General features: G+C 63.1%; 21 protein-coding genes. 2 read left to right on the top strand and 19 right to left on the bottom strand.

Annotation, left to right across the window (positions count from 1 at the left end; genetic code table 11):
* The first annotated feature begins 435 nt into the window (after positions 1-435).
* Positions 436-654 carry a hypothetical protein gene (locus AC3RXY_RS13480; RefSeq protein WP_208047053.1) on the top strand — a complete coding sequence of 73 codons (219 nt, stop codon included), beginning with the start codon at positions 436-438 and terminating at the stop codon, positions 652-654.
* A 96-nt stretch (positions 655-750) separates the two neighbouring features.
* Here the strand turns inward: AC3RXY_RS13480 and AC3RXY_RS13475 are convergent, their stop codons facing one another.
* From AC3RXY_RS13475 to AC3RXY_RS13395, 17 genes are all read right to left on the bottom strand, one after another.
* On the bottom strand, positions 751-1,689 hold the full coding sequence (locus AC3RXY_RS13475) for a diacylglycerol/lipid kinase family protein (protein ID WP_491511430.1): 939 nt from the start codon (positions 1,687-1,689) through the stop codon (positions 751-753).
* Positions 1,690-1,733: 44 nt separating this feature from the next.
* Positions 1,734-2,840 (bottom strand): fatty acid desaturase family protein, encoded by a 1,107-nt coding sequence (locus tag AC3RXY_RS13470; protein WP_491511429.1) that lies wholly within the window; start codon positions 2,838-2,840, stop codon positions 1,734-1,736.
* A 30-nt stretch (positions 2,841-2,870) separates the two neighbouring features.
* Positions 2,871-3,416 carry a hypothetical protein gene (locus AC3RXY_RS13465; protein ID WP_491511428.1) on the bottom strand — a complete coding sequence of 182 codons (546 nt, stop codon included), beginning with the start codon at positions 3,414-3,416 and terminating at the stop codon, positions 2,871-2,873.
* A gap of 668 nt (positions 3,417-4,084) precedes the next feature.
* On the bottom strand, positions 4,085-4,495 hold the full coding sequence (locus tag AC3RXY_RS13460) for a hypothetical protein (RefSeq protein WP_491511427.1): 411 nt from the start codon (positions 4,493-4,495) through the stop codon (positions 4,085-4,087).
* Entirely contained in the window at positions 4,492-5,112 is a 621-nt protein-coding gene (locus AC3RXY_RS13455; RefSeq protein ID WP_491511433.1) for an Asp23/Gls24 family envelope stress response protein, read from the bottom strand. The genes AC3RXY_RS13460 and AC3RXY_RS13455 overlap by 4 nt, the downstream gene beginning before the upstream one ends.
* Entirely contained in the window at positions 5,109-5,675 is a 567-nt protein-coding gene (locus AC3RXY_RS13450; RefSeq protein WP_491511426.1) for an RNA polymerase sigma factor, read from the bottom strand. Before AC3RXY_RS13450 ends, AC3RXY_RS13455 begins: the two co-directional genes overlap by 4 nt.
* A 122-nt stretch (positions 5,676-5,797) precedes the next feature.
* Positions 5,798-6,064 carry a GlsB/YeaQ/YmgE family stress response membrane protein gene (locus AC3RXY_RS13445; RefSeq protein ID WP_055346123.1) on the bottom strand — a complete coding sequence of 89 codons (267 nt, stop codon included), beginning with the start codon at positions 6,062-6,064 and terminating at the stop codon, positions 5,798-5,800.
* A 71-nt stretch (positions 6,065-6,135) separates the two neighbouring features.
* On the bottom strand, positions 6,136-6,309 hold the full coding sequence (locus AC3RXY_RS13440; RefSeq protein ID WP_491511425.1) for a CsbD family protein: 174 nt from the start codon (positions 6,307-6,309) through the stop codon (positions 6,136-6,138).
* 82 nt (positions 6,310-6,391) lie between these two features.
* On the bottom strand, positions 6,392-6,607 hold the full coding sequence (locus tag AC3RXY_RS13435; RefSeq protein ID WP_055346121.1) for a hypothetical protein: 216 nt from the start codon (positions 6,605-6,607) through the stop codon (positions 6,392-6,394).
* Between the two features lie 37 nt (positions 6,608-6,644).
* Positions 6,645-7,262, bottom strand: a complete 618-nt coding sequence (locus tag AC3RXY_RS13430) for a hypothetical protein (RefSeq protein WP_491511424.1) — start codon at positions 7,260-7,262, stop codon at positions 6,645-6,647.
* Positions 7,259-7,840, bottom strand: coding sequence for a DUF6286 domain-containing protein (locus tag AC3RXY_RS13425; RefSeq protein WP_491511423.1), 582 nt, complete (start codon positions 7,838-7,840; stop codon positions 7,259-7,261). The genes AC3RXY_RS13430 and AC3RXY_RS13425 overlap by 4 nt, the downstream gene beginning before the upstream one ends.
* A complete protein-coding gene (locus AC3RXY_RS13420; RefSeq protein ID WP_491511422.1) occupies positions 7,841-8,230 on the bottom strand; it encodes an NTP pyrophosphohydrolase in 390 nt (129 codons plus the stop codon).
* On the bottom strand, positions 8,227-8,418 hold the full coding sequence (locus AC3RXY_RS13415; RefSeq protein WP_491511421.1) for a DUF2273 domain-containing protein: 192 nt from the start codon (positions 8,416-8,418) through the stop codon (positions 8,227-8,229). Before AC3RXY_RS13415 ends, AC3RXY_RS13420 begins: the two co-directional genes overlap by 4 nt.
* On the bottom strand, positions 8,415-8,933 hold the full coding sequence (locus tag AC3RXY_RS13410) for an Asp23/Gls24 family envelope stress response protein (protein WP_491511420.1): 519 nt from the start codon (positions 8,931-8,933) through the stop codon (positions 8,415-8,417). Before AC3RXY_RS13410 ends, AC3RXY_RS13415 begins: the two co-directional genes overlap by 4 nt.
* A 1,220-nt stretch (positions 8,934-10,153) precedes the next feature.
* Positions 10,154-11,335 (bottom strand): tyrosine-type recombinase/integrase, encoded by a 1,182-nt coding sequence (locus AC3RXY_RS13405; RefSeq protein ID WP_491511419.1) that lies wholly within the window; start codon positions 11,333-11,335, stop codon positions 10,154-10,156.
* A gap of 144 nt (positions 11,336-11,479) precedes the next feature.
* On the bottom strand, positions 11,480-13,912 hold the full coding sequence (locus AC3RXY_RS13400) for a S8 family peptidase (RefSeq protein WP_491511418.1): 2,433 nt from the start codon (positions 13,910-13,912) through the stop codon (positions 11,480-11,482).
* A 173-nt stretch (positions 13,913-14,085) separates the two neighbouring features.
* Positions 14,086-15,042: an AAA family ATPase gene (locus AC3RXY_RS13395; RefSeq protein ID WP_491511417.1), complete on the bottom strand. Its 957-nt coding sequence runs from the start codon at positions 15,040-15,042 to the stop codon at positions 14,086-14,088.
* Between the two features lie 175 nt (positions 15,043-15,217).
* Between AC3RXY_RS13395 and AC3RXY_RS13390 the strand changes: the two genes are divergently transcribed.
* Positions 15,218-15,415, top strand: a complete 198-nt coding sequence (locus AC3RXY_RS13390; protein ID WP_491511416.1) for a hypothetical protein — start codon at positions 15,218-15,220, stop codon at positions 15,413-15,415.
* A gap of 62 nt (positions 15,416-15,477) precedes the next feature.
* Here AC3RXY_RS13390 and AC3RXY_RS13385 read toward each other — a convergent pair whose 3' ends face one another.
* On the bottom strand, positions 15,478-15,813 hold the full coding sequence (locus AC3RXY_RS13385) for a hypothetical protein (protein ID WP_491511415.1): 336 nt from the start codon (positions 15,811-15,813) through the stop codon (positions 15,478-15,480).
* 148 nt (positions 15,814-15,961) lie between these two features.
* Positions 15,962-19,528 carry a MobF family relaxase gene (gene mobF / locus AC3RXY_RS13380; protein ID WP_491511414.1) on the bottom strand — a complete coding sequence of 1,189 codons (3,567 nt, stop codon included), beginning with the start codon at positions 19,526-19,528 and terminating at the stop codon, positions 15,962-15,964.
* Between the last annotated feature and the right edge of the window lie 97 nt (positions 19,529-19,625).

Below are 19,625 nucleotides of genomic sequence, written 5' to 3'. Positions count from 1 at the left end.
GGACTCTGGCACCGCTCAGGCTGGATCGGCGAACACTGACACGCCCAACCCCATCCACTCTTTTCTGCCGATAACCCCCGGATCACATCCACCTACAGAAAAAGTCCCGGAAACCCTTGAGTTTCCGGGACCTCTCGGTCGGGCTGACAGGATTTGAACCTGCGACCCCTTGACCCCCAGGCAGACGGATCGGTCTTTTCTCTCACTTGACCGGGGTTTTAGTGTTTCACACGTTGCAGATCACGTCAGGTTTTGCATGGTTTGCAGAGCGTTGGTCACTAAATTGGCCCACTAGTTCTGCATCCTGCCAGCAACATCCTGCAGGGTTAATGATGGGTTTATGGCGACCTCCTGGACGAAATTTCATGAACGTAGAGATCTCCTCCAGTTAAAGATGCCGCCCCCTGCGCCGGGAAGTCGCGGCACGATGTTCCTGTGAGTGTTGCCGAGCATGGCTTCTGGCCCGAGAAAGCGCGTATGGTGAGGAACATGTGGACAGTTCTTCTCATCTTGCTTGTGGCATGGGCGGTGCTGTCGATCGTAGGGTTCGTGTTCGAGGGCCTGCTCTGGTTGGCCATCATCGGAATCGTGCTTTTCGTCGGCACCCTGATATTCGGGCTGCTCCGGCAGCGCGCGAAGCGTTCGAAAGCATAACCCGCCTCTCCCTCACGTGGCTCAGCGGGGGATGTTCTCTTACGGTATGGCGTGCGTACCGCACGCCCCAGCATTGCTTGCTTGCGATCAGTCAGTTCATCTGGCAACCCGGACTTGCAACGCACCGGGGCTGATATAGACATTGACGCGGGTCACGTGACCGAAGCTGTCTCCGTCGAGTTCGATCAAGTGCGGGATGTCGAAGCGCGCCTCGAACTGCCTGCCTTGAACGTACGCGAGAGCGTGGATATCCGGCGCGCGCTCGAGCACGCGCCGGCTGAGCCGGGAACGGCGTGCGATGCCCTGCAAAGTGAGGCGCGTGCCGATCCGAGCCCACCCGAATCGTCCTTTCGGACGCATCATGACCACGTCGAGAAGCCCGTCATCGATGACCGCACTGGGGATCAGGAGCATGTTTCCCGTGAGCGTCCCGCAGTTGCCCACGATCACCGTGTGCGCCCGCGTGGACCTGACCCTGCTCTGATCGACTCGGTAGTCGAGATGGAAGAGCCGGTTGATGATGATCGATTTGGCGATAGGGGTGACGTACGCGAACCAGCCGAGGTGCTTCTTCGCGATTGCGCTCGTATACTCGGCCATTTCAGCGTCTAGACCGATACCTGCCATGACGACGAAGGCATGTCGTTGTGAGGTGCTGGTGGCATCGTCGAACTCGGCGATCCCGACGTCCACAGCCCGCGTCGCGCCGGTGAATGCCGCCTCGATGTTGCCCTCGACATCGCCGAGCGAGATACCGAGGTCGCGGGCTAGGAGGTTCCCGGTACCGGTGGGGATCGGTGCGATGGGAATCCCGGAGCTGTGGACGACGTCTGCGACGGCCCGGACGGTGCCGTCGCCACCGGCCACGATGATGACTGCCGGGTCACCCGCCAGGGCTTGCTCTGCCGCGGCGCGTCCGGAATCCTGCGCGTCGGTCTCGTACCAGCGTGAAGCTGCCCAGCCCAGCGCTCGCTCCTGCATCTCTACTGCAGCACGGACGCGCTCCAGTGGGATCTTCGCCGGGTGATAGACCACGGCGGCATGTGACCGCCTCACCGTCCCGTCTGCGCGAGGAAACTTCACGATGCTGCTGGCATCGTGAAGTGATTGCGCTGTTCGATGAGCGGGCAGGTGAACACGTCGCGTTCCCCGAGCCCGACACGGTTGATGTAGCGCACGACGATGGCGTACGAAGCGAACAATCCCGTCTGCAAATACGGGACATCGTGGGTTCGGCAGTATTCGGCAATGATCGGTGCTGCCTTGCGCAGATGCGGGCGAGGCATTGAAGGAAACAGGTGGTGTTCGATCTGATAGTTCAGGCCGCCCATGGCACTATCGAGAATACGGGTACCGCGGATGTTCCGGCTCATCATCACCTGGCGTCGCAGGAAATCGAGGCTCACGTCTCTCGGCACGACCGGCATCCCCTTATGGTTCGGCGCGAACGAGGCTCCCATGTAGAACCCGAACACGCCGAGCTGCACGGCGAGGAACACGAACGCGATTCCCGGCGAGAGCACGATGAACACCAGCACCGGGAACCCGGTCAGCCGGATCAGCAGAAAGAGGATCTCCACCCCGCGCCGCTTCAGCTCACCCCTTGAGAGCACTCGGCGTATCCCGGACGCGTGCAACGAGACCCCTTCAAGGAGCAGGATCGGGAAGAAGAACACGCCCTGATGCGCCCGAAGCCATCTCAGCGTCCGGCTTCTCGGGGGTGTCCTATCCGGAGTGACGATGATCACCGGGAGGTCGATGTCAGGGTCGGCACCCAGCTTGTTCGGGTTTGCATGGTGGCGCGTGTGCTTGTGCTGCCACCACCCGTAGCTCATACCGACCAGGAGGTCGCCGAGGACGATGCTCACCCAGTCGTTCCATTTTCCCGACACGAAGATCTGGCGATGCGCGGAATCGTGGCCGAGGAACGCGATCTGGGTGAAGAGGATCGCGAGGAGCGCCGCGGTGAAGAGTTGCCACCAGGTATCACCGATCCAGACGAACGCGAGCAAGCCGCCGGTGAGGACCAGGGGCAGCCCGATCAGTTTCGTCCAGTAGTACCCGTACCGGCGACGCAGCAGCCCCTGTTCTCGGATCGTTTTCGCCAATGTTGTGAACTCGCTCCCGCCCTTGCCGTTGATTGGCCGGCTCGTTCGTGGAGTCCGGGTCGAACGATACTCGTTCATGATGCACCTGAGATCCTGCGGGCTTGGGCGTCAGGAACGTCCGTGACCGCCCTCATCGGTCCAGTCATCGATCTGAGCGCGATCCGACCGGGCACGGTTCGCCTCCGCTCCCGCCGAATCCTGACCAGCTGGGGATGGGGCGAAAGTAACGGATTCCGCGAGAGCGGTGACCGCCGCGGTGCGCGCGTTCTCGCTCACAGCCGCGTTCTGGAAAACGACCGCCGCCGCGTCCTGTCGATCCCGGACCCCTGCGCTGATGCCGGCCAGGCGATCAGCGAGAACGCTCGCAAGTCCGTCGCGCAACTCCTCGAGGTTCGTGTTCGCGATCTCGAGGCGACGATCCGACACCGTCACCTCCACGGTCGGGTAGCCGGCTTTCGCGAGAAAGTCTCGGGTCTCGCTCCCCAGAATCTCGATCACCTCGTCCCGTTCGGGGCGTCGCGTGAACACGGCCTCGACCGTGTATCGATCCGGGGCCTCATCGGTCATCAGCGTGGCAGGCAACGAACCCACCAGCACCGATCCCAGGCCCAGCGTCGCGGTCTCTACACCGCTCGTTCGTGTCTGTGTATCCATGATCTGACGTTACGCCCTCTACATGTACGCCTCACAGCTTCGGTGGCCCTGTCTTGGGCCCCACGGTGAAGATCGCGCTCAAGGCCACTCGTCTGGGTCCATGCGTCCCGCAACGCTCAGGTTCAGGGCGACCGCACGAGCCAAGCGCGGCGGCCATCACAGCGTCACGGGCGTCTCTTCGCAGTTCGTCGAAGCTGAACGCCTCGCATACGGGCGAGCTACGGTGACAACATGAATGCAAAAGAGAACGCCCCCGAGAAGGAAACGGATCATCGAAGAATCGCGCGGAAGCGAGCGGAACGATGGGAGCGCGCGATACAGGACTCTGGACACGCATACACACCCACCGAAGAAACCACGCGCCGCCGAAACTTCGAGATCATCCGCGATCAACAGGACAACGACCGCACCGAGGAACTGAGGCAAGAGGGAGGAGGCGACTCCATTGACGCTACTCGTCGGTAGCGCTGACTCTCGCGGTGAACGCAGGAAAGGTTTTGCTGCCCCGCTTATCTCATCCGCCTCCGCGCGAGGACTACGATGTGAGTCCGGCGCTGCCGGAGGTGCTATCGACAGCCTCGACGAGCGCCTCAGCAAGCTCAGCGCAGGCGCGTCATGATGGGGCCTGCTGCGGAGTGTGTTGATTTGCGCCGGGCTGTGCGGCGGCTTCAGCCTTGAGGCGAGATTTCAGTCGGCATCACTAGGCTCGCCGTCGACGTTCGTCGGGACGCGAGGTCTCCGGGGCCATCGTCGATGTGGACGACAGTGAGGCGGATCTCCACAGGGGCACAGCCACGACCGGTACACAGCGCGGCAATCGCTGCGTGTACTCGGCGACTGGTTTCAGCAGCTCCCGCGGCGGCGAGCACGCCTATCGCGGCCTCTGCTCGCGGGCCGTCCGGCGTATGCTCCCAGCGGACAAGCGGTGCTTCATTCGGTTGAGCTCCGAGGAGCTGAGCGCCGGCATCGACCACTTTCGAGATGATGCCGCCAGTGCGGAAGATCGAAGCCACACCGGGAACGGCCCTGATCGCAGTCTCGATGTCCTCGGCCATTGCCTGATCCGTCGGCTCGGTCATCGGTTTCCTTCTGTCCGGTTCTGAAGCTGCTGGATATCGTGCACGGTGATGTCGATGCCGGTCACGTTCAGAGTGGTGTGTGTCATCACACGTGCACTGATCTCACTGCGGAGGCGTTCTGCAAGATCCGGGATCGGTTCGCCGTAGGGCACGCTGACATCGACGCGGACCCGCACCGGTTCGCCCGGCACCGTGACATCTCCGTCGAATCGGCATTTGCCGATAACGACGCCGGGCACGGTATGCTCCGCCGCGCGGATCACGCCCCGGACGGCGCCCTCGGTGACGCCCAAGTCGGCTTCGAGCGCGGGCGCAGGCAGTGGGATGCGCCGTCCGGCGCGCGCGTCCAGAGTGATGCCGGCGAGGATGCTCTGCACCCAGGTGTCGTCGGGCTCCGGTTCCGCCGAAGTGTCGGCTGCAAGGAGCTCGGGGGTGAGCTCTCGAAGACGGGTCAGGGCATCCAGAGCGATGCGGCAACCGGGCGAGCCTTCGATCGAAGCGTCCACAGGGGTGCGCCCGGCATCGAGGTAGTCAGAGAGCTCTTCAATGGTGTGCCCGTCGAGGTCCTCGAACTCGGTCACGCGGCCCCGCAGATCAGGGGTATCGTGTTCGTTCATCGCCACTGCTCCATTCGAACAATGATGTCTTTTCGTGCACGGGCGAGCAATCCCCGAACCGTCGATACCGGGAGTTCCAGTTCTTGGGCGATCTCATCGTAGCTATAGTCGCCCAGCTCTCGCAGCACCCAGCATTCACGCTGGGCGTCGGGGAGCCGATTGATCGCGTCGCTCAACGCCGCGATCCCTGCTCGCGCTTCCGCTCGTCGCGGCGGGGCCATCTGATCCGGTGCCGGTAGCTCTGTCTCGCTCAGATCGGAGTGGGGTCGGGTGGATCGGATGCGGTCGATCGCTTTGCGGCTGGTGATCCGCATGAGCCAGCTCTTCACCCGCCCGGGATCATCCAGCTTCGGGAGCTGGTCCCAGGCGGTGATGAACGCGTCTTGGACGACGTCGTCGACATCCGCGCTGCCCGGAAGGATCCGCCGCGTGTAAGCACGCATCATCGGGGTGTACCTGCGAACAAGCACGGCGAATGCTGCCGTGTCTCCGTCCGCGGCGCGTCCGGCGATGATCCGGTCGTCCGCTGACTCCAACGGGTTGCGGTAAGGCTCACTGCTCATCCTTCATCCCCCTGACACCAAGGGCACCTCTCCTTCGAGGGCCAACGGGCGGTGCGACGACCGCCCGTTGGCCCTCATCCTTACCCGTATCCGTCAGTTCGTCCATGGCTTGTGAGGTTGGGTCACTTCTTCGCGCGGCGACCGGTGATCAGGCCATAGATGAGCAACACCAGGATCGATCCGCCGATCGCGAGCAGCCAGGTCGAAAGGTTGAAGAAGCCCTGCAGGTTGACGTTGAAGATGAGGCCGCCGAGCCAGCCCCCGAGCATCGCCCCGACAACACCGAGCAGCAGAGTGACGAACCAGCCACCGCCTTGCTTGCCGGGGAGGATGAGCTTGGCGATCGCGCCGGCGATCAGCCCGAGAATGAGAAAACTGAAGAAGCCCATGAGAGCAGTCCTTTCGAATGAGTGAAACGGGGTAATCGGGGCGGGCGATCTCGCCCGCCCCGATGGCGCGGTTACTTCTTGAACACGTCCTTGACGTCCTCGACCTTGTCTCTGATGGTTCCCTTCGCCTGGTCCGCTTTGCCTTCGGCGACGAGTTTGTCATCGTCGGTCGCTTTGCCGACAGTCTCCTTCACCTGACCGGTGACCTTGTCGGCTGCGGCCTTGATCTTGTCTCCAGCACTCATCGTGTGATTTCCTTTCATTCTCTGGAACGCTCCCGGGGTCTGGGAGCGACGTTCTGGGGCAGCGCCTTGCTGCACTTTTGCCCTAGCTGCCGAGAAAGTTCTTGCGTGCCTTCTCGAGCGACTTTTTGGCGTTCTTCGCCATGCGCTTGCGTGACTTCTTCGCTTCTGGGTTCGTCCAAAGCCGTTCGAGCTGGTGTCGCAGGTCCTCGTAATTCTTCCCGCGCGCTTTTGCCGACTCCACGCCGACCAGATAGGCGGCAACAGCGATCACCGCAAGTATCAGGATGTTCTTCCGCATCGATTGTTCCTTTCGTCAAGCCCCGGTAACGCGGGGGTCAGTTCACTCGGGATTGGTCAGCCGCGAGCCGCGAGCGGATCCCGGAATGGATCGTCACGATCGTCGAGATCTCCCGCCCCAGCAAGGTCGCCAGGCGGCCGACGAGCCCCGTCACCGTTTCGGCGACCTCGACAGGAGATACGTTCTGCCTCGGCGTGACGCTCACATGAAGTACATCGGCGCCCCACAGTCTGCGGGCGTTCACTTTCGAGGAGAGGATCTCTTCACGCGACTCGAGGGATCGGGTGATCGCGTCGGCCGCGAATCCATGACGGATCGTGACCGACCCTAGTGCCCCGGTCCCGACCTCTTCGCGGATCACCACGATGCTTCGTCCACCACCCAGCCGGGCGATGACGATCACCGCGATGACCACCATCAGCGCCAGCAGAGCGAGGATCGCCAGAGTGAACCAGCTCACCGTAGTCGCTTCCGAAATGCGCGACGCCTGATCCGCGCTCACCATCCAGTCCACCCCGGTCGATGACCAGCTCTTCCAGAGGTCGCCGGCAACAGGCCACAACATGGCCATCACCGTTGCACCGCCAACGCCGATCAGCAGAACACCGACGATGAAGAGGACCGCTCGGTTCACGCCTCGGTTCGTGGCATTCATGACAGACCTTCCACATCTGCGGCGCGCAGGACTCGTGCCCGCACCTTCACACGGGGCGACAACTCGTAACCGGCCAGTTCCGACTCGGCCACCGCGCGTACATGACGCCTATCGACGGGTTGTCCGGGCTCTGGCCTGACGGTGATATCCGCGCTGCGGTGACCGACACCTACGACGACGGCGCCTTTGGAGAGGTCCAGCTCACGCCGCACCCGCTCCGCGACCGACGACGCAATCACTCCGTTATCCACAAGCACCGCATACGAGGAGGATCCCAGCTCGTGCTTCGGCCTTCGGCCGGCGCCGAGAGCGAACCACACGAGAACCACCCCGGCAACCGCCACGAGGAGTCCTCCTGCGACGACCAGGCCCTGATGCTGGTCCGGCAGCTCCTGCAGCCACGTCAGCGCGGCTCCGGGCGCGACCAGAAACGGACCAACACCGAGAAGATGTAAGACAATCTCGACACCCACGTAGATCGCAGCAACTACGACTAGCGCAAGGACGATCACGGTCGAGACGGTGCGCGGAGAGTGTATCTCTCGACGCACCACGCGCTTCAGCACGGCACTCGTCATCTACCTCACCCGCTTTCGCTTCGGGATGATCGCTCCCGTGACGGTGAACGACACACGGCGGATGTCCCGTCCTGTCAAACGCGCGAACTCTTCAGCGAGTTCGACCTGAAGTGCACGAACCCGTTCGAGGACCGGCACCGCAGCCTCGATCGCCTCGAGATCGCTGAGATCGGCGACGGGGAGCTTCGCCGCGATTCGCACGGCAAGACCTCCGCCCCACTCAGCCGTTTCGACGTTCACGTCGTCTCGAGACACACCGATCGCGACCGCTGACGCTTCCCGAACAACCTTGTCGATGACGCGCTCATGCACCCGAACGCTCCCAGGCGCCGGCGAAACAGCATCAGGTGTGCTCGCAATGCTCGGGGATGCAACGGTCAGCACGCTCATGACGAGGTTCGCCTCCCCGTGAACGCGCTAGCGAGCGCGCGGAGATCCAGCTGACCCGACACCACTCGCCCGGTCAGAGCCCCGACCACCATGAGCAGCGCGACCAGCAGGAATCCCCAGAACCCGAAGAGCAGCGCAGCGAAAGCCAGCACTGCGCCGACCAGCGCCCCGGTCAGCGTCGCACTCATGAGACGCGCGACTCAGTGTCGTCGTCGGCATCGTCGATCGGCAGGTGCACATCATTCACGTCGATATTGACCTCGACGACCTGCAAACCGACCAGACGAGTGATTGCCGCGGTCACCGCGCTGCGAACGTTATCGGCGACCTCCTGGATCGGCGCCGGATAGTCGACCACGATCGTGATATCCGCGGCAGCCTGGGTCTCGCCCACCTCGACCTTCACTCCCTGCGTGAGATCCGTCGCGTTCACCGCATCACGGATCGCACCGAACGCGCGAGCCCCTCCGCCGCCAAGCGCATGCACCCCCGACACCTCACGAGCAGCGATGCCCGCGACCTTCGCGACCACGCCCTCGGCAATTGTCGTCCGTCCCGCAGACTGGCCCTCGTCACCAGCAGCGACTTGGAAGGTCGAAGGTACACGATCCACTCGCGAGGTGTGCCCGGGCGTCTTCCCAGCCCGAGTCGCAGGAGTGCTCCCTTCGGAAGCAATAGTCGTATTCATCTCATCCGTAGCCATCTGAACTACCTCCATACATCAGCAGCGCAGCCTACAAACCGCACCAGTCAACGAGCGAAGAACAACGCTCTACATATGAGACGGTCCCCGGCTACCGATCGTCACGAAGTCGCGGAGCGAACGACCCCAGCACATCAGCAAGATCGACAACGACACCACCACTTAACGGCCCCAGCGGCACGAAGAAGTCCCCGCTCTCCGAAGAGAACAGGGACTCAAACTCAGTGACCGTGAGGCCTAAACGCTACTTGCCCGCGGGCTGCTCCGGTGCCTTCGGCTTCTCCTCGGCCGGGGTGCCGGCTGCTTCCTTCGCCTGAGGGTTCGGTGCTGCGTTCTTGTGATCGGACATGATGTCCCTGCTTTCTGGTAGAGCGCTCGAGAAGGTCTAGAGCCTCTATGCCTGACAGTACTCCGGATAGGGGGAGGCAAACCGAGACTGTGAGTATTGCCAGTAACCGATGCGTCCACGGGCAGCGCCGGTTGCTGCGGAACCGTCGATGTCCTGCGCCGCTCTGGCACGGCCAAACCGGCGGCCGCGTCAGCCTAAGTATCTCGCGTAGCACTCGGCCGCGCGGGTCTGCCACCGCACTTGCACTGCGCTCTCCACTATCTCCGATACACAATCCTGCCTTAGGGTTCATTGCGGACCGATTTAAGCGCAATTGCACGCACGGTTCACTGGCTAGTGGGTTGCACCGAGACAATCACTGGAATATGCGAGGCAATTCGGAGCTTCAGCGATTCCGTAGAGCGGCAGCGTAGGATCTCACCCACTGTCATCGGCTCGCGTTGGAAGCTGTGATATCCGGTCCAGAAATCGACCAATGCTCAGGCAAGAAGCTGACCCATTTACCCCTCTTGACTAACAGGCAAGAAGCTGAGCCATTTACCCCACTTGACCGGGGTTATTCCCTTTCTCACGTTGCACAGCGCATCACAGATTTCATGCTTTGCAGAGCGTTGGCCACTAGTTTGGCCCACTAACTTCCGTGCCCCGACATGGGCTGCATCGAGCTTCGGAACGGGGTTTATGGTGACTTCTTGGCGACCTCCTCCAAGCGCCCGGGGTCGGGACTGCCCGTCGCCCGGACGGCGGGGAGTCCTCTGTAAGTAATGTCAGATAACTTCCCCTTTAGGAACTTTTCTGGCAATGATGCCGATAGGAGCGCTTGGAGCTGCGGCAGGGTGGCGGCGGTCTTCCCGGCTCTGGGCTGATCAGATCACGCGGTGCCGCCATACCTCTCCTCCAACATGCGTGCAGTGGCGGGGTTCACAAGATCATCGCGCACGATGTAATGCTGGGCTGTGATCCGTGAGTCGGTGTGCCCGAGGAGTTCGGCTGCGAGGTCAATGCCGCCGGCCTTGTTGATCGCCGTCGCTCCGGTGCGACGGAATCGATGCGGGGTCACGCCGTTCAGCCCTGCTTTGTCCATCACGTCGCGGAGTCGGCGGCGGACATTGTTCGTTGTGAGTGGGTCGCCGTTGCGGTTGCAGAATAGGAGCGCATCAGGATCGATCGAGAGCCGCTTCTTGAGCCGTGCGCGGATCGCGGCCACGGCAAACTGCGGCAGTGCGATCGTCCGAACCGAGCGTGAGGTCTTCGGATGATCTTGGCGATGAGTCGGTTCACCCTTTCTGCTGACAATCGTGCCTGTGATCCTGACCGTCGGGATCGCGCCCCGGAGGTTGAGGTCTCGGATACGGATCGCGAGCACTTCGCCGATCCGAACAGAGGTGCCGAGGAGCACTTCGATGATCTGCCCGAGCTGTCCGTCTGGCTTTGGGCCAGCCACGATCTTTCGCTCTTCCCACTCGCGCACGGCCTCGCGGATTAGTTCGATCTCCGAGTCCTCGAACGCATCAGGAGCGCGGACGGGTCGGCGCAACCGGGAAACGTGATCCATCGGATTGCGCGGGATCACCTCATGCCGTACTGCGAGCCCGAGTGCGAGGCGCAGAACGACTCGAGCCTGACGGGCACGGTTGTAGCTCTGCTTCGCGAGTTGTTTCAGGAAGTAGTCGCAACGTGCGACCCCGATCTCGCGTAGCGTGAGTTCGGCGAACGACGGAGCGACGAGGGTTCGCATATTCCTCTCATAGAGGTTCCGGGTGGTCCGTGAGAGCCGGTCTTCGACCTCCATATCTTCAAGCCAGTAGTCCACGAGCTTCGCGAACGTGCTGTCGGCACTGAGTCCGGCAAACCCCGGCTGGAAGAGTGACCGTTCGGAGAGTTTGCGTTTGAGCGCGAGTTCGGCTGCGGCTTTCGTCGCTCCGGTGCACTGCACCGCGCGCAGCTTCCCATCCCAATCGCGGTAGCGTGCTCGGGCCTGGCACACGCCCTTCTTGATCCTGCGATGGCTGATTTTTCCGAACGTGCCGATAGGGGTCCGAGGTCTAGCCAAGATACACCTCATCCGGGCGCGAAACGTGAGAACAAATACCGGTATGCGGCTGGCAGTTAGGTCTGATTTCTTGCATCAGACCAGGGTGCCAAAGGAGTACTCGGTATTCCCCGCGCGACTTACGAGCCGCGATACGGAGTGGATCTAGCCTTGGATGCGTTGCCTTGCTTGTGCACGCACCATCGCTCGGAGGCTTGCGCGCACCTCTTCGTGAACAGTGGTCGAGGTCTCAACTCTGGTCTCGACAGAAACAACAAGACCGTATCGAACCGCATTTCCTTTCCGCAGAGTCTGCCCATCTTTCATGCACTCAACGTGAATGGGAAGCGTCTCACCTTCCCCGAAAATCATCGACTGATCGCCTTCGATGATTTCGTGTTGGCAGCTCCCTCGACGAACGGCACGGAACTCTGCTTCGGCCCTTGCCCCCGCCGTAATCTGCTTATCCGGAGTCTCGAAAAAGACCTTGGTTCCCCGGTACCTCGTTAGTTGGCCGGCAGTCGGAGCCATGTAGGCCAATGTGATGGTAACCCGATGCCATTCGCGGCGAGCTCGCAAAGATGAAGGGAGAGGAATCTGGTAAGTGTGCCTCTGCTCGCGCTCGATGGAACCACCCGCGATCAGAACAGCACGATTAGTCGCTGCATTGCCTAGGCGCGAGAGGTCGAGAGCGCCATAGCCAAGAAGCGCACTGAGTTCTCGACGTGCTTGCTGCGAATCCATTTCGAGGAGCTGACGCAGACGAAGTGAACGCTCGCCCCAGGAACTCGAATGAACGAGAAGCGCCTTAGCCAGCACAGGATGGTACTGCGGGGCTGGAAAATTCGGATCGTCGAGGTCCGCGCCCGCTTCAAGGACATCGAACAAACGGCTTGCTTCGCGAGTAACGAGGGCAGTCGCATTGCTCGTACCATGGGTGAATGCGAAGGTGTCAGATGCGCCGCTCCGACTAGGTGCCGCTACTTTGGTCCCCGGCGCGGTGGCCGGGGTATGCAAAGGTCGCAGTTCGACGTGTTCGGCGCCTGGCTCGACGATCGGTCGGGAATAGAGCACTCGACCACCCGCGTGGTAGAGATCGGGCTTGATCGATCGTCCGACGCCAGGACCGACTGCGCTGTAGTGGGCCGGCATCCCATCGCCAGTGAGGTTCCATACGCCATCTGGGAGTTCGATCTCTCCGCTCGAGTCGGAGTGAATGGCTCCGACTGTGAGCGCGTTCAACGAGTCGCCAGGTGGAAGAATCCCTCGCTGACGGCTTGTCGCGCGCGCCGCCTTGACGGCTCCGATCAGAGCATCGTCAGTGTTGAGCGCCGCTGTAGCGGGAATCATCAGCGGACGGCTGTGATTTCCGGCGCTCACAACAAACAGCAGATTCAGTTCGACGGCTAGCCAGTCTAGAAGTCGTCCGAGGGGGCTCATCTTCCGCACGAGCGCTCGAGACTCTGCACCGATTGAGAGATTGATGATGCGCACGCTGGGAGCAGCGGGCGGGCGGCCTGCGTCGCCCTCGACAATGCGTCGGATTGCTCGATGCAGCAAATCAGGGAAGAGTTCCTCGTCGAGTACGTGCTCAACTCCGGTGAGGACACTGTGTGGACGCAGAATCGGGCGTACATAGAGCTTGCGATCGAGCGGAGTGCTCGGAGACGAGAGGTCGCCGTGGATGATGAGCGAAGCCATCCCGGTTCCGTGATGCCGTGCCGCGACCGCGTAATCTTTAGCAAGATCGTCGGGGTCGTCAACGGCAAGGCGTCCAGCAAGCGCATCGTGATTGACGAATGGCAAACCATCCAGCAGTGCGATCCTCGGGAGACCGTCCGCAGAATCTATCTTGGGAAGATCGACGGCGGATGGCGGGTCGAGCGTCGGCGACGTAACACTCATTGGGGTGCTAGGGCTGACGAACATTACCTCGTCAGCGGTAAGGAGGTCGATCGCAGCCGCACCGTTCTCGATGACCGACGAGACCTGTTGGATGGGCAACTCAACGAGTAGTGCGTGGTAGGAGATACCGGCTATCTCGGCTCGGCTTTTGATCGTCCCGCCCGACTCTGTGATGAGGGAAGTTAGGTGAGATTCTGCGCGGCGGCGATCCTGGGCGTCCCTCCGATACCAGAGTTCCACCTCGATTCGCACCGGGCTGTAGTACTGACCAGCGACCTCGATTCGTTCGCGCCACTCTTCGATCAGACCAGTCTCATGAATACGGTCGGCAGGCCCCCATCGTCGAATGGCTCGCAGCTGCTCGAACGCGCTGCGGAACTTAGTCAAGCCCCGTTCGAAAGTCATGCCGGGATCCTTGAGCCACTCCTCGAAGAGCTTTACCAACTGCCCGGCAGCGGTGTTGTTCGACATGACGAGGTGTAGGGAACGCCCGACTCTTGCGTCAGTTCGTCCCTCCACTCTGCTCGCCATGTGAAAGTCGTCGTCGGGGTCGGTGCTCTCGTCCAAGAGCTCTGTCAGGAATTCCAGACCTTCAACCTTATTGATCGCGTTACGAAAGTCCGTGACAGTGCCAGCCAGATCGAATACGAGAACAAGCTCGGGATCAACCTCGTCAGCGGTGTCGGCGGACAACTTTGCTCGTTGGCCGTCGAACGCTTCGACTAGCTCTCGAAACTGAGGCGTAAGACGCTCTCCCTGCCGCCGTGACCCAGGTCCTTGCACGCTGGGCGGCACAGAAGGAGGCTGGCGATATCGGTCGCCCACTTCTGGTGCCCCTAGCGCGAGAAGGGGGCGACCATCACCCGTCATTCAGAGGCCTGACTGCGCCAATGTTCGAGTCGTTCTTTCACAATTCGACGCACATCCGGGTCCGGCAGTCCGAGCACTGCTCGTCTGCGCACGTCAAGTGCGAACTCTTCCAGCTCGGCGAAACTCGCGCCTGCGAGTTTGTCGGCCAGAGTCCTGGGGGCAAGACCTAGATCCCCGCCGAAGCGTGCGGCGAGGTGTTCAAGGTACAGGGTTGCTTGCGAGCGACTAGGCGGCCCCAGTTCCGCACGGACCTGAAAACGCCGCCAGGCAGCACGATCGAGAAGCTCGCTATGGTTCGTGGCTCCGACAAGAACTACATGTGCAGGAAGTCGATCGATCTGTAGCAGCAACGTCGAGACAACGCGCTTGATCTCCCCGGTCTCATGCTCGTCAGCGCGTTCCTTTGCGATGGTGTCGAGTTCATCGAAGAACAGCACACAACGTCTTGTTCGAGCGAACTCGAAGGCACTGTCGAGTCGGGCAGCTGTCTCACCGAGAAAGCTCGATACGACACCCTCGTAACGGATCACATAGAGCGGAAGCATCAGTTCGGAGGCAATGGCCTCAGCAACGCTGGTCTTCCCGTTCCCCGGAGGCCCGGACAGCAGGAGCCTGTTACGCGGTTCGATGCCGTAGCTTCGTAAAAGCTCCGCACGCTTTTGCTCTTCAACTAACTCCGTGATGACCCGTTCAGGAACAGGAGCAAGTTCGAGTTCGTCTAGACGCCTTTGGGGCACGATTTCTTCAACGAGATCGCGGACCGCTGTCGCGCGGTCGTCTCTTGCTAATCCTTGACCCGTCGTGGTGATGAGCTCAGAGAGTCTATCGGCGAGCAGGTGATGCTGGTTTGCGCGTTCCTCCGCTATGACGGCTTCCACCAGGGTGCGAAACTTGTCGCGATCGCCATGCCGCTCAGCTTGGACTAGGTCGAGGAGCAGGTCTGCACGTGCCATGTGCCGCCTCCCTCAGTCTCGATCTGCCATGTCCCGTCCAGTCTACCGACCGTCACGTTGAGGATACGGCGACGCACCGACATCGGCCCATCGATTGGGGCCGGAGCGCGGAACGCACCCAGTAGGCGACGCTAGCGTGCGGTTGAGGCACAAGCGATACGGGAGGAGCGGGAGGATGAACCTTGAGACTGCGGCGGCGATCGTGGCCGCCGACCAAAACGCGGGTGACTGGGGAGATGAGCCGCCGATGAGTCCACGTGAGGCAGTGGAGCATGTGCGCAACATCATGGCGCTGGATGAGGTCGTGGACTACGGAGACGCGAACACCAAGGCCTACCGCCTCGTCCTCTCTACCTCGGAACTCCCGAGTTAGTGCCTCACCCCACGAACGAGGGTGGGAACACCGGATCGGTGCCCCGCCATCCTCCGTTCAGGTCAGGCGTAACGCTTCGCCCTCCTCCTGGCTACGGTCTCTCGCAGCATGGCCTTCGCTACAAGGATCAGGCCGACTGGTCCCATCGCCAGGAAGACGAGGCCCATGACGAGACACCAGAGCATCGGGATGCTGAGCCACGGTTCACCGCCGTCCTCGATGAGTTCCTTGAAGATCTTCGCGACGAGGAAGTAGGGAGCCGCAATGAGCATGGCAGGCACGCCCCACTTGTGGCTGTCGCGGCGGTGGATGATCCGCATGATGAGCCGGAGGCTGGGCAAGTACCTGGCCAGGAAGTCGAAAGTGTTGATCACTCCCGCGATGATGCCGCTGAACATGGTGGGTTCCTCTCGTTAGCGCAGAGCTATTCAGAAGCGGCGCTAGGAGAGTTGCCCGAAGGCCTGCCCGGAGGCGGAAATGTTGATCACAGGGGTGACCGCTCTGCTTCTACTGTACGTCGGAGCGGCGCGAACGGGAACCCTCGCGTCAGAGAGTGCGTCGTCGTTCCCTCGCGGACGTTCGCACACCCGCCTGCGGCCGAGCATGCTCGGCCGCGAGTGCACGGGCTCGTTGGAGTGCTTGCGCGGCGCGGGCGTAGTCGATCTTCTGCGCGACCCCATCCGGCTCCGGCCCGAGCGCATCGGCGCTGGTGATCGCGTAGCGGTCGCGGTAGGCGGCGACCGTGCGGGCATACCGATTCCAGGTTTCCTGCTTCCGCGGTTCGCCAGGGCGAGCCCCGAGCGCCTGTGCCCATGCAGCGCCGTCGGCGACCGCTTGCTCGGCGAGGGTGGCGGCTCGGTGCTCGATGAGCTGGTGCCGCTCTGCGAGTGCCTGCTTCATATCGGGGTCGGTGATCCCGGCCGCGACGGGGATGAGTCCGGCGATGAGTCGCGGTGCCCGGCGGGTGCGCCCTGCGCTGGCGGGCTGGGCGGTGGCGTTGGCGACGCGCCAGTGCAGCACGGAGGCGATGTCGTCGGCATCCTCGAAGCCACGCGCGGCGACCAGGCGGGGCATGAGCTGGTCAACGTCGTGATGATTCGCCTCGGCCCGGCGCAACTCAGCAGTGAGTGACCCGAACGCTTCCGAAGCGAGCGCGGCTTCTGCTTGCGTGTCGGTGAGGCCGGAGGTGCGGATGAGGGTGGCCCAGCGGTCGTGCTGGGCTTCGGTCGCGATCGTCTCGTACTCGGCGGCGAGCTGCAGGATCGACTCCCACCGTTCCTGCTCCGCCTCAATCGTCTCGTGCACGGAGAGCTCCGCCCCGGAATGATGCAGCACCCCGGTGAGCACACGGCGGGCTGCCTCTTCCATGTCTTCGGCCTCGTGCGGGTGCGGGTGCGCGTGCGCGTCGTCCGGGGTGTCGGTGGCGACGTAGGCGAGATTGGCGTCCTTGCCGCGGGTCAGCGCGACGTACAGATTCTCGCGCGTCATCGACGGATCGACCAGCACATGCGAGGTGTCCACCGTCACGCCTTGCGCCCGGTATGCGGTGACGGCGTAGCCGAGGTCGAGGTGCTGGGCGACGTAGTCGGCGGGGAGCACGATCGACTCTCCCCGGCCTGAGCCGGCGGGGCGCACGGTCACTGAGCCGTCACGGCGCACTTTCGTGATCGTCCATCGGTTCCCGTTCTGCACCCACGAGAACCGGGTGCGCAGCTTCCGCTCGTTCTTCCGCGTGATCACCGTGTCACCAACACTTGCTTGCACGCCGCCGTCCAGCGTGACTTCGCCTCGGAGCGGGTTCACGACATCGGCGAGGATCAGCTCGGTGCGGGCGCGCAGGTTCAGCGCCGCAACCGCTTCGCCGGAGTCGGAGACGAGGATCGACGAGATCCCGGCGGCTCGGTCTGCGCGCCATGCCTCGTAGGCTCGTGCGGTCATGTCGTCGGTGGTGCCGCCGGTGATCCGGTCGGCGTCCTCGTAGACTCCGATCACGTCGGGTTCACCGAGGCGGAGCCTGAGCGATGCTCGCTTCTCCCACTCGTTCGTGAAGCGGTGGATCGTAGAGAGCTCGGGGGTGTCGGGGCGGTCGCCGGCGAGGAGTCCGAACGCGCCGGCCGCGGCTGGGGATTGGAGCTGCCCGTAGTCGCCGACGAGGAGAATCTTCGCGCCGGCTTTCGCGGCGGCCCCGGTGATGCGGTCGAGTGCGAGGGTGCCGGCGAGGCTCGCTTCGTCCACGATCACGAGCTGACCTGCCTGGAAGGTTCGGCCGGTCATGATGTGCAGCGTCCACCAGCGTGCGGTGTTCTCGGTCTTGATCCCGAGATCTCCGGCGAGCACTTCGGCAGCGACTGCCGACGGGGCCAGCCCGACCACGGAGCCCGCGCCGTGCTGCTGTTCCCATGCGGTGCGGAGCGCGAGCATCGCGGTCGTCTTCCCCGTACCGGCCGGGCCAACAAGGAGATCAAGCTGACGGCCCGAGACCGCGATCCGGGTGAGCGCATCGGCCTGGTCAGGGCCGAGCATCCGCCCCTCCCGATCCGGCCGCCTCGTGGCCCTCTCGATGACGGCGAGCGCGAGCTCGGGGCCGGTCAAGGTGCGGGAGCGTTCGAGGAGCCGCTTCTCCGCATCGAGCAGCGCCTCGGACGAGTACAAGGTGGCGTGGCGGGGCCGGAACGCGCTCGACCCATCCGGCCGCTGAAACCTGGACGGCGTGGACGCGAGTTCCGGCGGCGTGAGGCGCAGCGAGGCGCGCTCGGCGGCATCGACGACCATGCCGGTGACGGCCTCCCGATCCCGTGCCGTCGCGAAGCGGTACTGCATGGTCTGCCGTGCGGCCTCGGCGGTCAGGTTCCAGCGGTGCCAGGTCGACCGCTTCTCACCCACGGCCTCCATCACGGCACGGCCGATCTTCTCGATCTCGTCTAAAGGAAGGTCATCGGCACGCAGCACCCATACGGGTGCTGCCGGGATCGCCTCACGCGCCCATTCCGATGCCTCCCGCCCCAGCCGCGTCGTGGCGCGCTTGCGCCATTCGGTGGTGAGATCGGCGAGGGATCGCACTTGCTTCTCGGGCCGGGTGGTCAGGGTGGCTTGGGCGCGGAGCTTGATGATCGTCGCCGCCGAAGGTTGCCGGCCGTGCTTCTCGACGTACTCGGCGATGAGGCGGTCTTTCTCGGCGTCGATCTGGCGGGCGCGGGTGGAGAACTCGAGCACGAGCTCTTCCGGCACCGTCCTGATCGCCCAGGCGGGGTTGCGGTCGCGGCCGCGATCCCGCGCCTCCCATTCCACGCCGAGCAGCCGGGTGAGGTGGTCGGCGATGATCGCCTCGTGCAGTTCGGAGAGCGCGACGGTCGCGGCGTGCATCGGCCGCCCGTCGAGTGATCGCGACCGCCCGTCGAGCGTGGTCTTCACTTTGTTTGACACGACGACATGCGTGTGAAGGTGCGGATCACTGCTGCGGGAGTCGTAGTGGTCGTAGGCGGTCGCAGCGAGCCCGAAAGTATCGACCTGCGCGACCGCGCCACCGTCGGCGCCGGTCATGCCGATGCGGGTCGCGGTGACTTCTCGTTCCATGAAGTCGATCACCTCGGCGATCGCCGCGTGATGCGCTTCGGCGATGAGCGCCTGGGTGCCGGCATCCGCGACCGCCCACAGCACCGACGCCGACTTCGGCAGTGAGAACGTGTAGTCGTATCCGGCGACGGCCTTCCTCGCGCCGCGTGCGTATTCTTCGGCCTCGATCTCCGCGATCACTTCCGCACGCGACGCCGGACCGAGGTCCGGGTCCAGGGCTTCGACCCGTTCGGCGATGCGCTCGGCCGGGGTCTTGTACACCGGGTAGGCGCGGCCGAGCGGGTCGCCTGTCACCGGGTCGCAGCCCATCCCGATGAGGAGCTGGAGCTGCTGCTCGGATACTTCCTCGCCGGGAGTGATGCGGCCTTCACCGAGTTGAGTGAGGCCGGAGCCGAGCCAGCGGCCGGGAGGGTTCCCTGCTTCGGCATAGTAGCGAGTCAGCGGCGTCGACAGGCTCCGGTCGCCGTCGCCCGCGACGACCGAGCGCAGGAGGTACTTGTAGCCGTCGCCGGCGCTCATCACCCGCATCGAGACAGTCATGCCAATAAGGTGAACCCGACGCCGTCAGCGTCTCCGAAGACATGTCATCAGTCCCAGTGTCTTCGTCGCTTGCCTCGTGTGCGTAATAAGGGCGATG

It is taken from the genome of Microbacterium longlingense (genome assembly GCF_058349825.2).
This window is presented reverse-complemented; position numbering and strand designations above follow the sequence as displayed.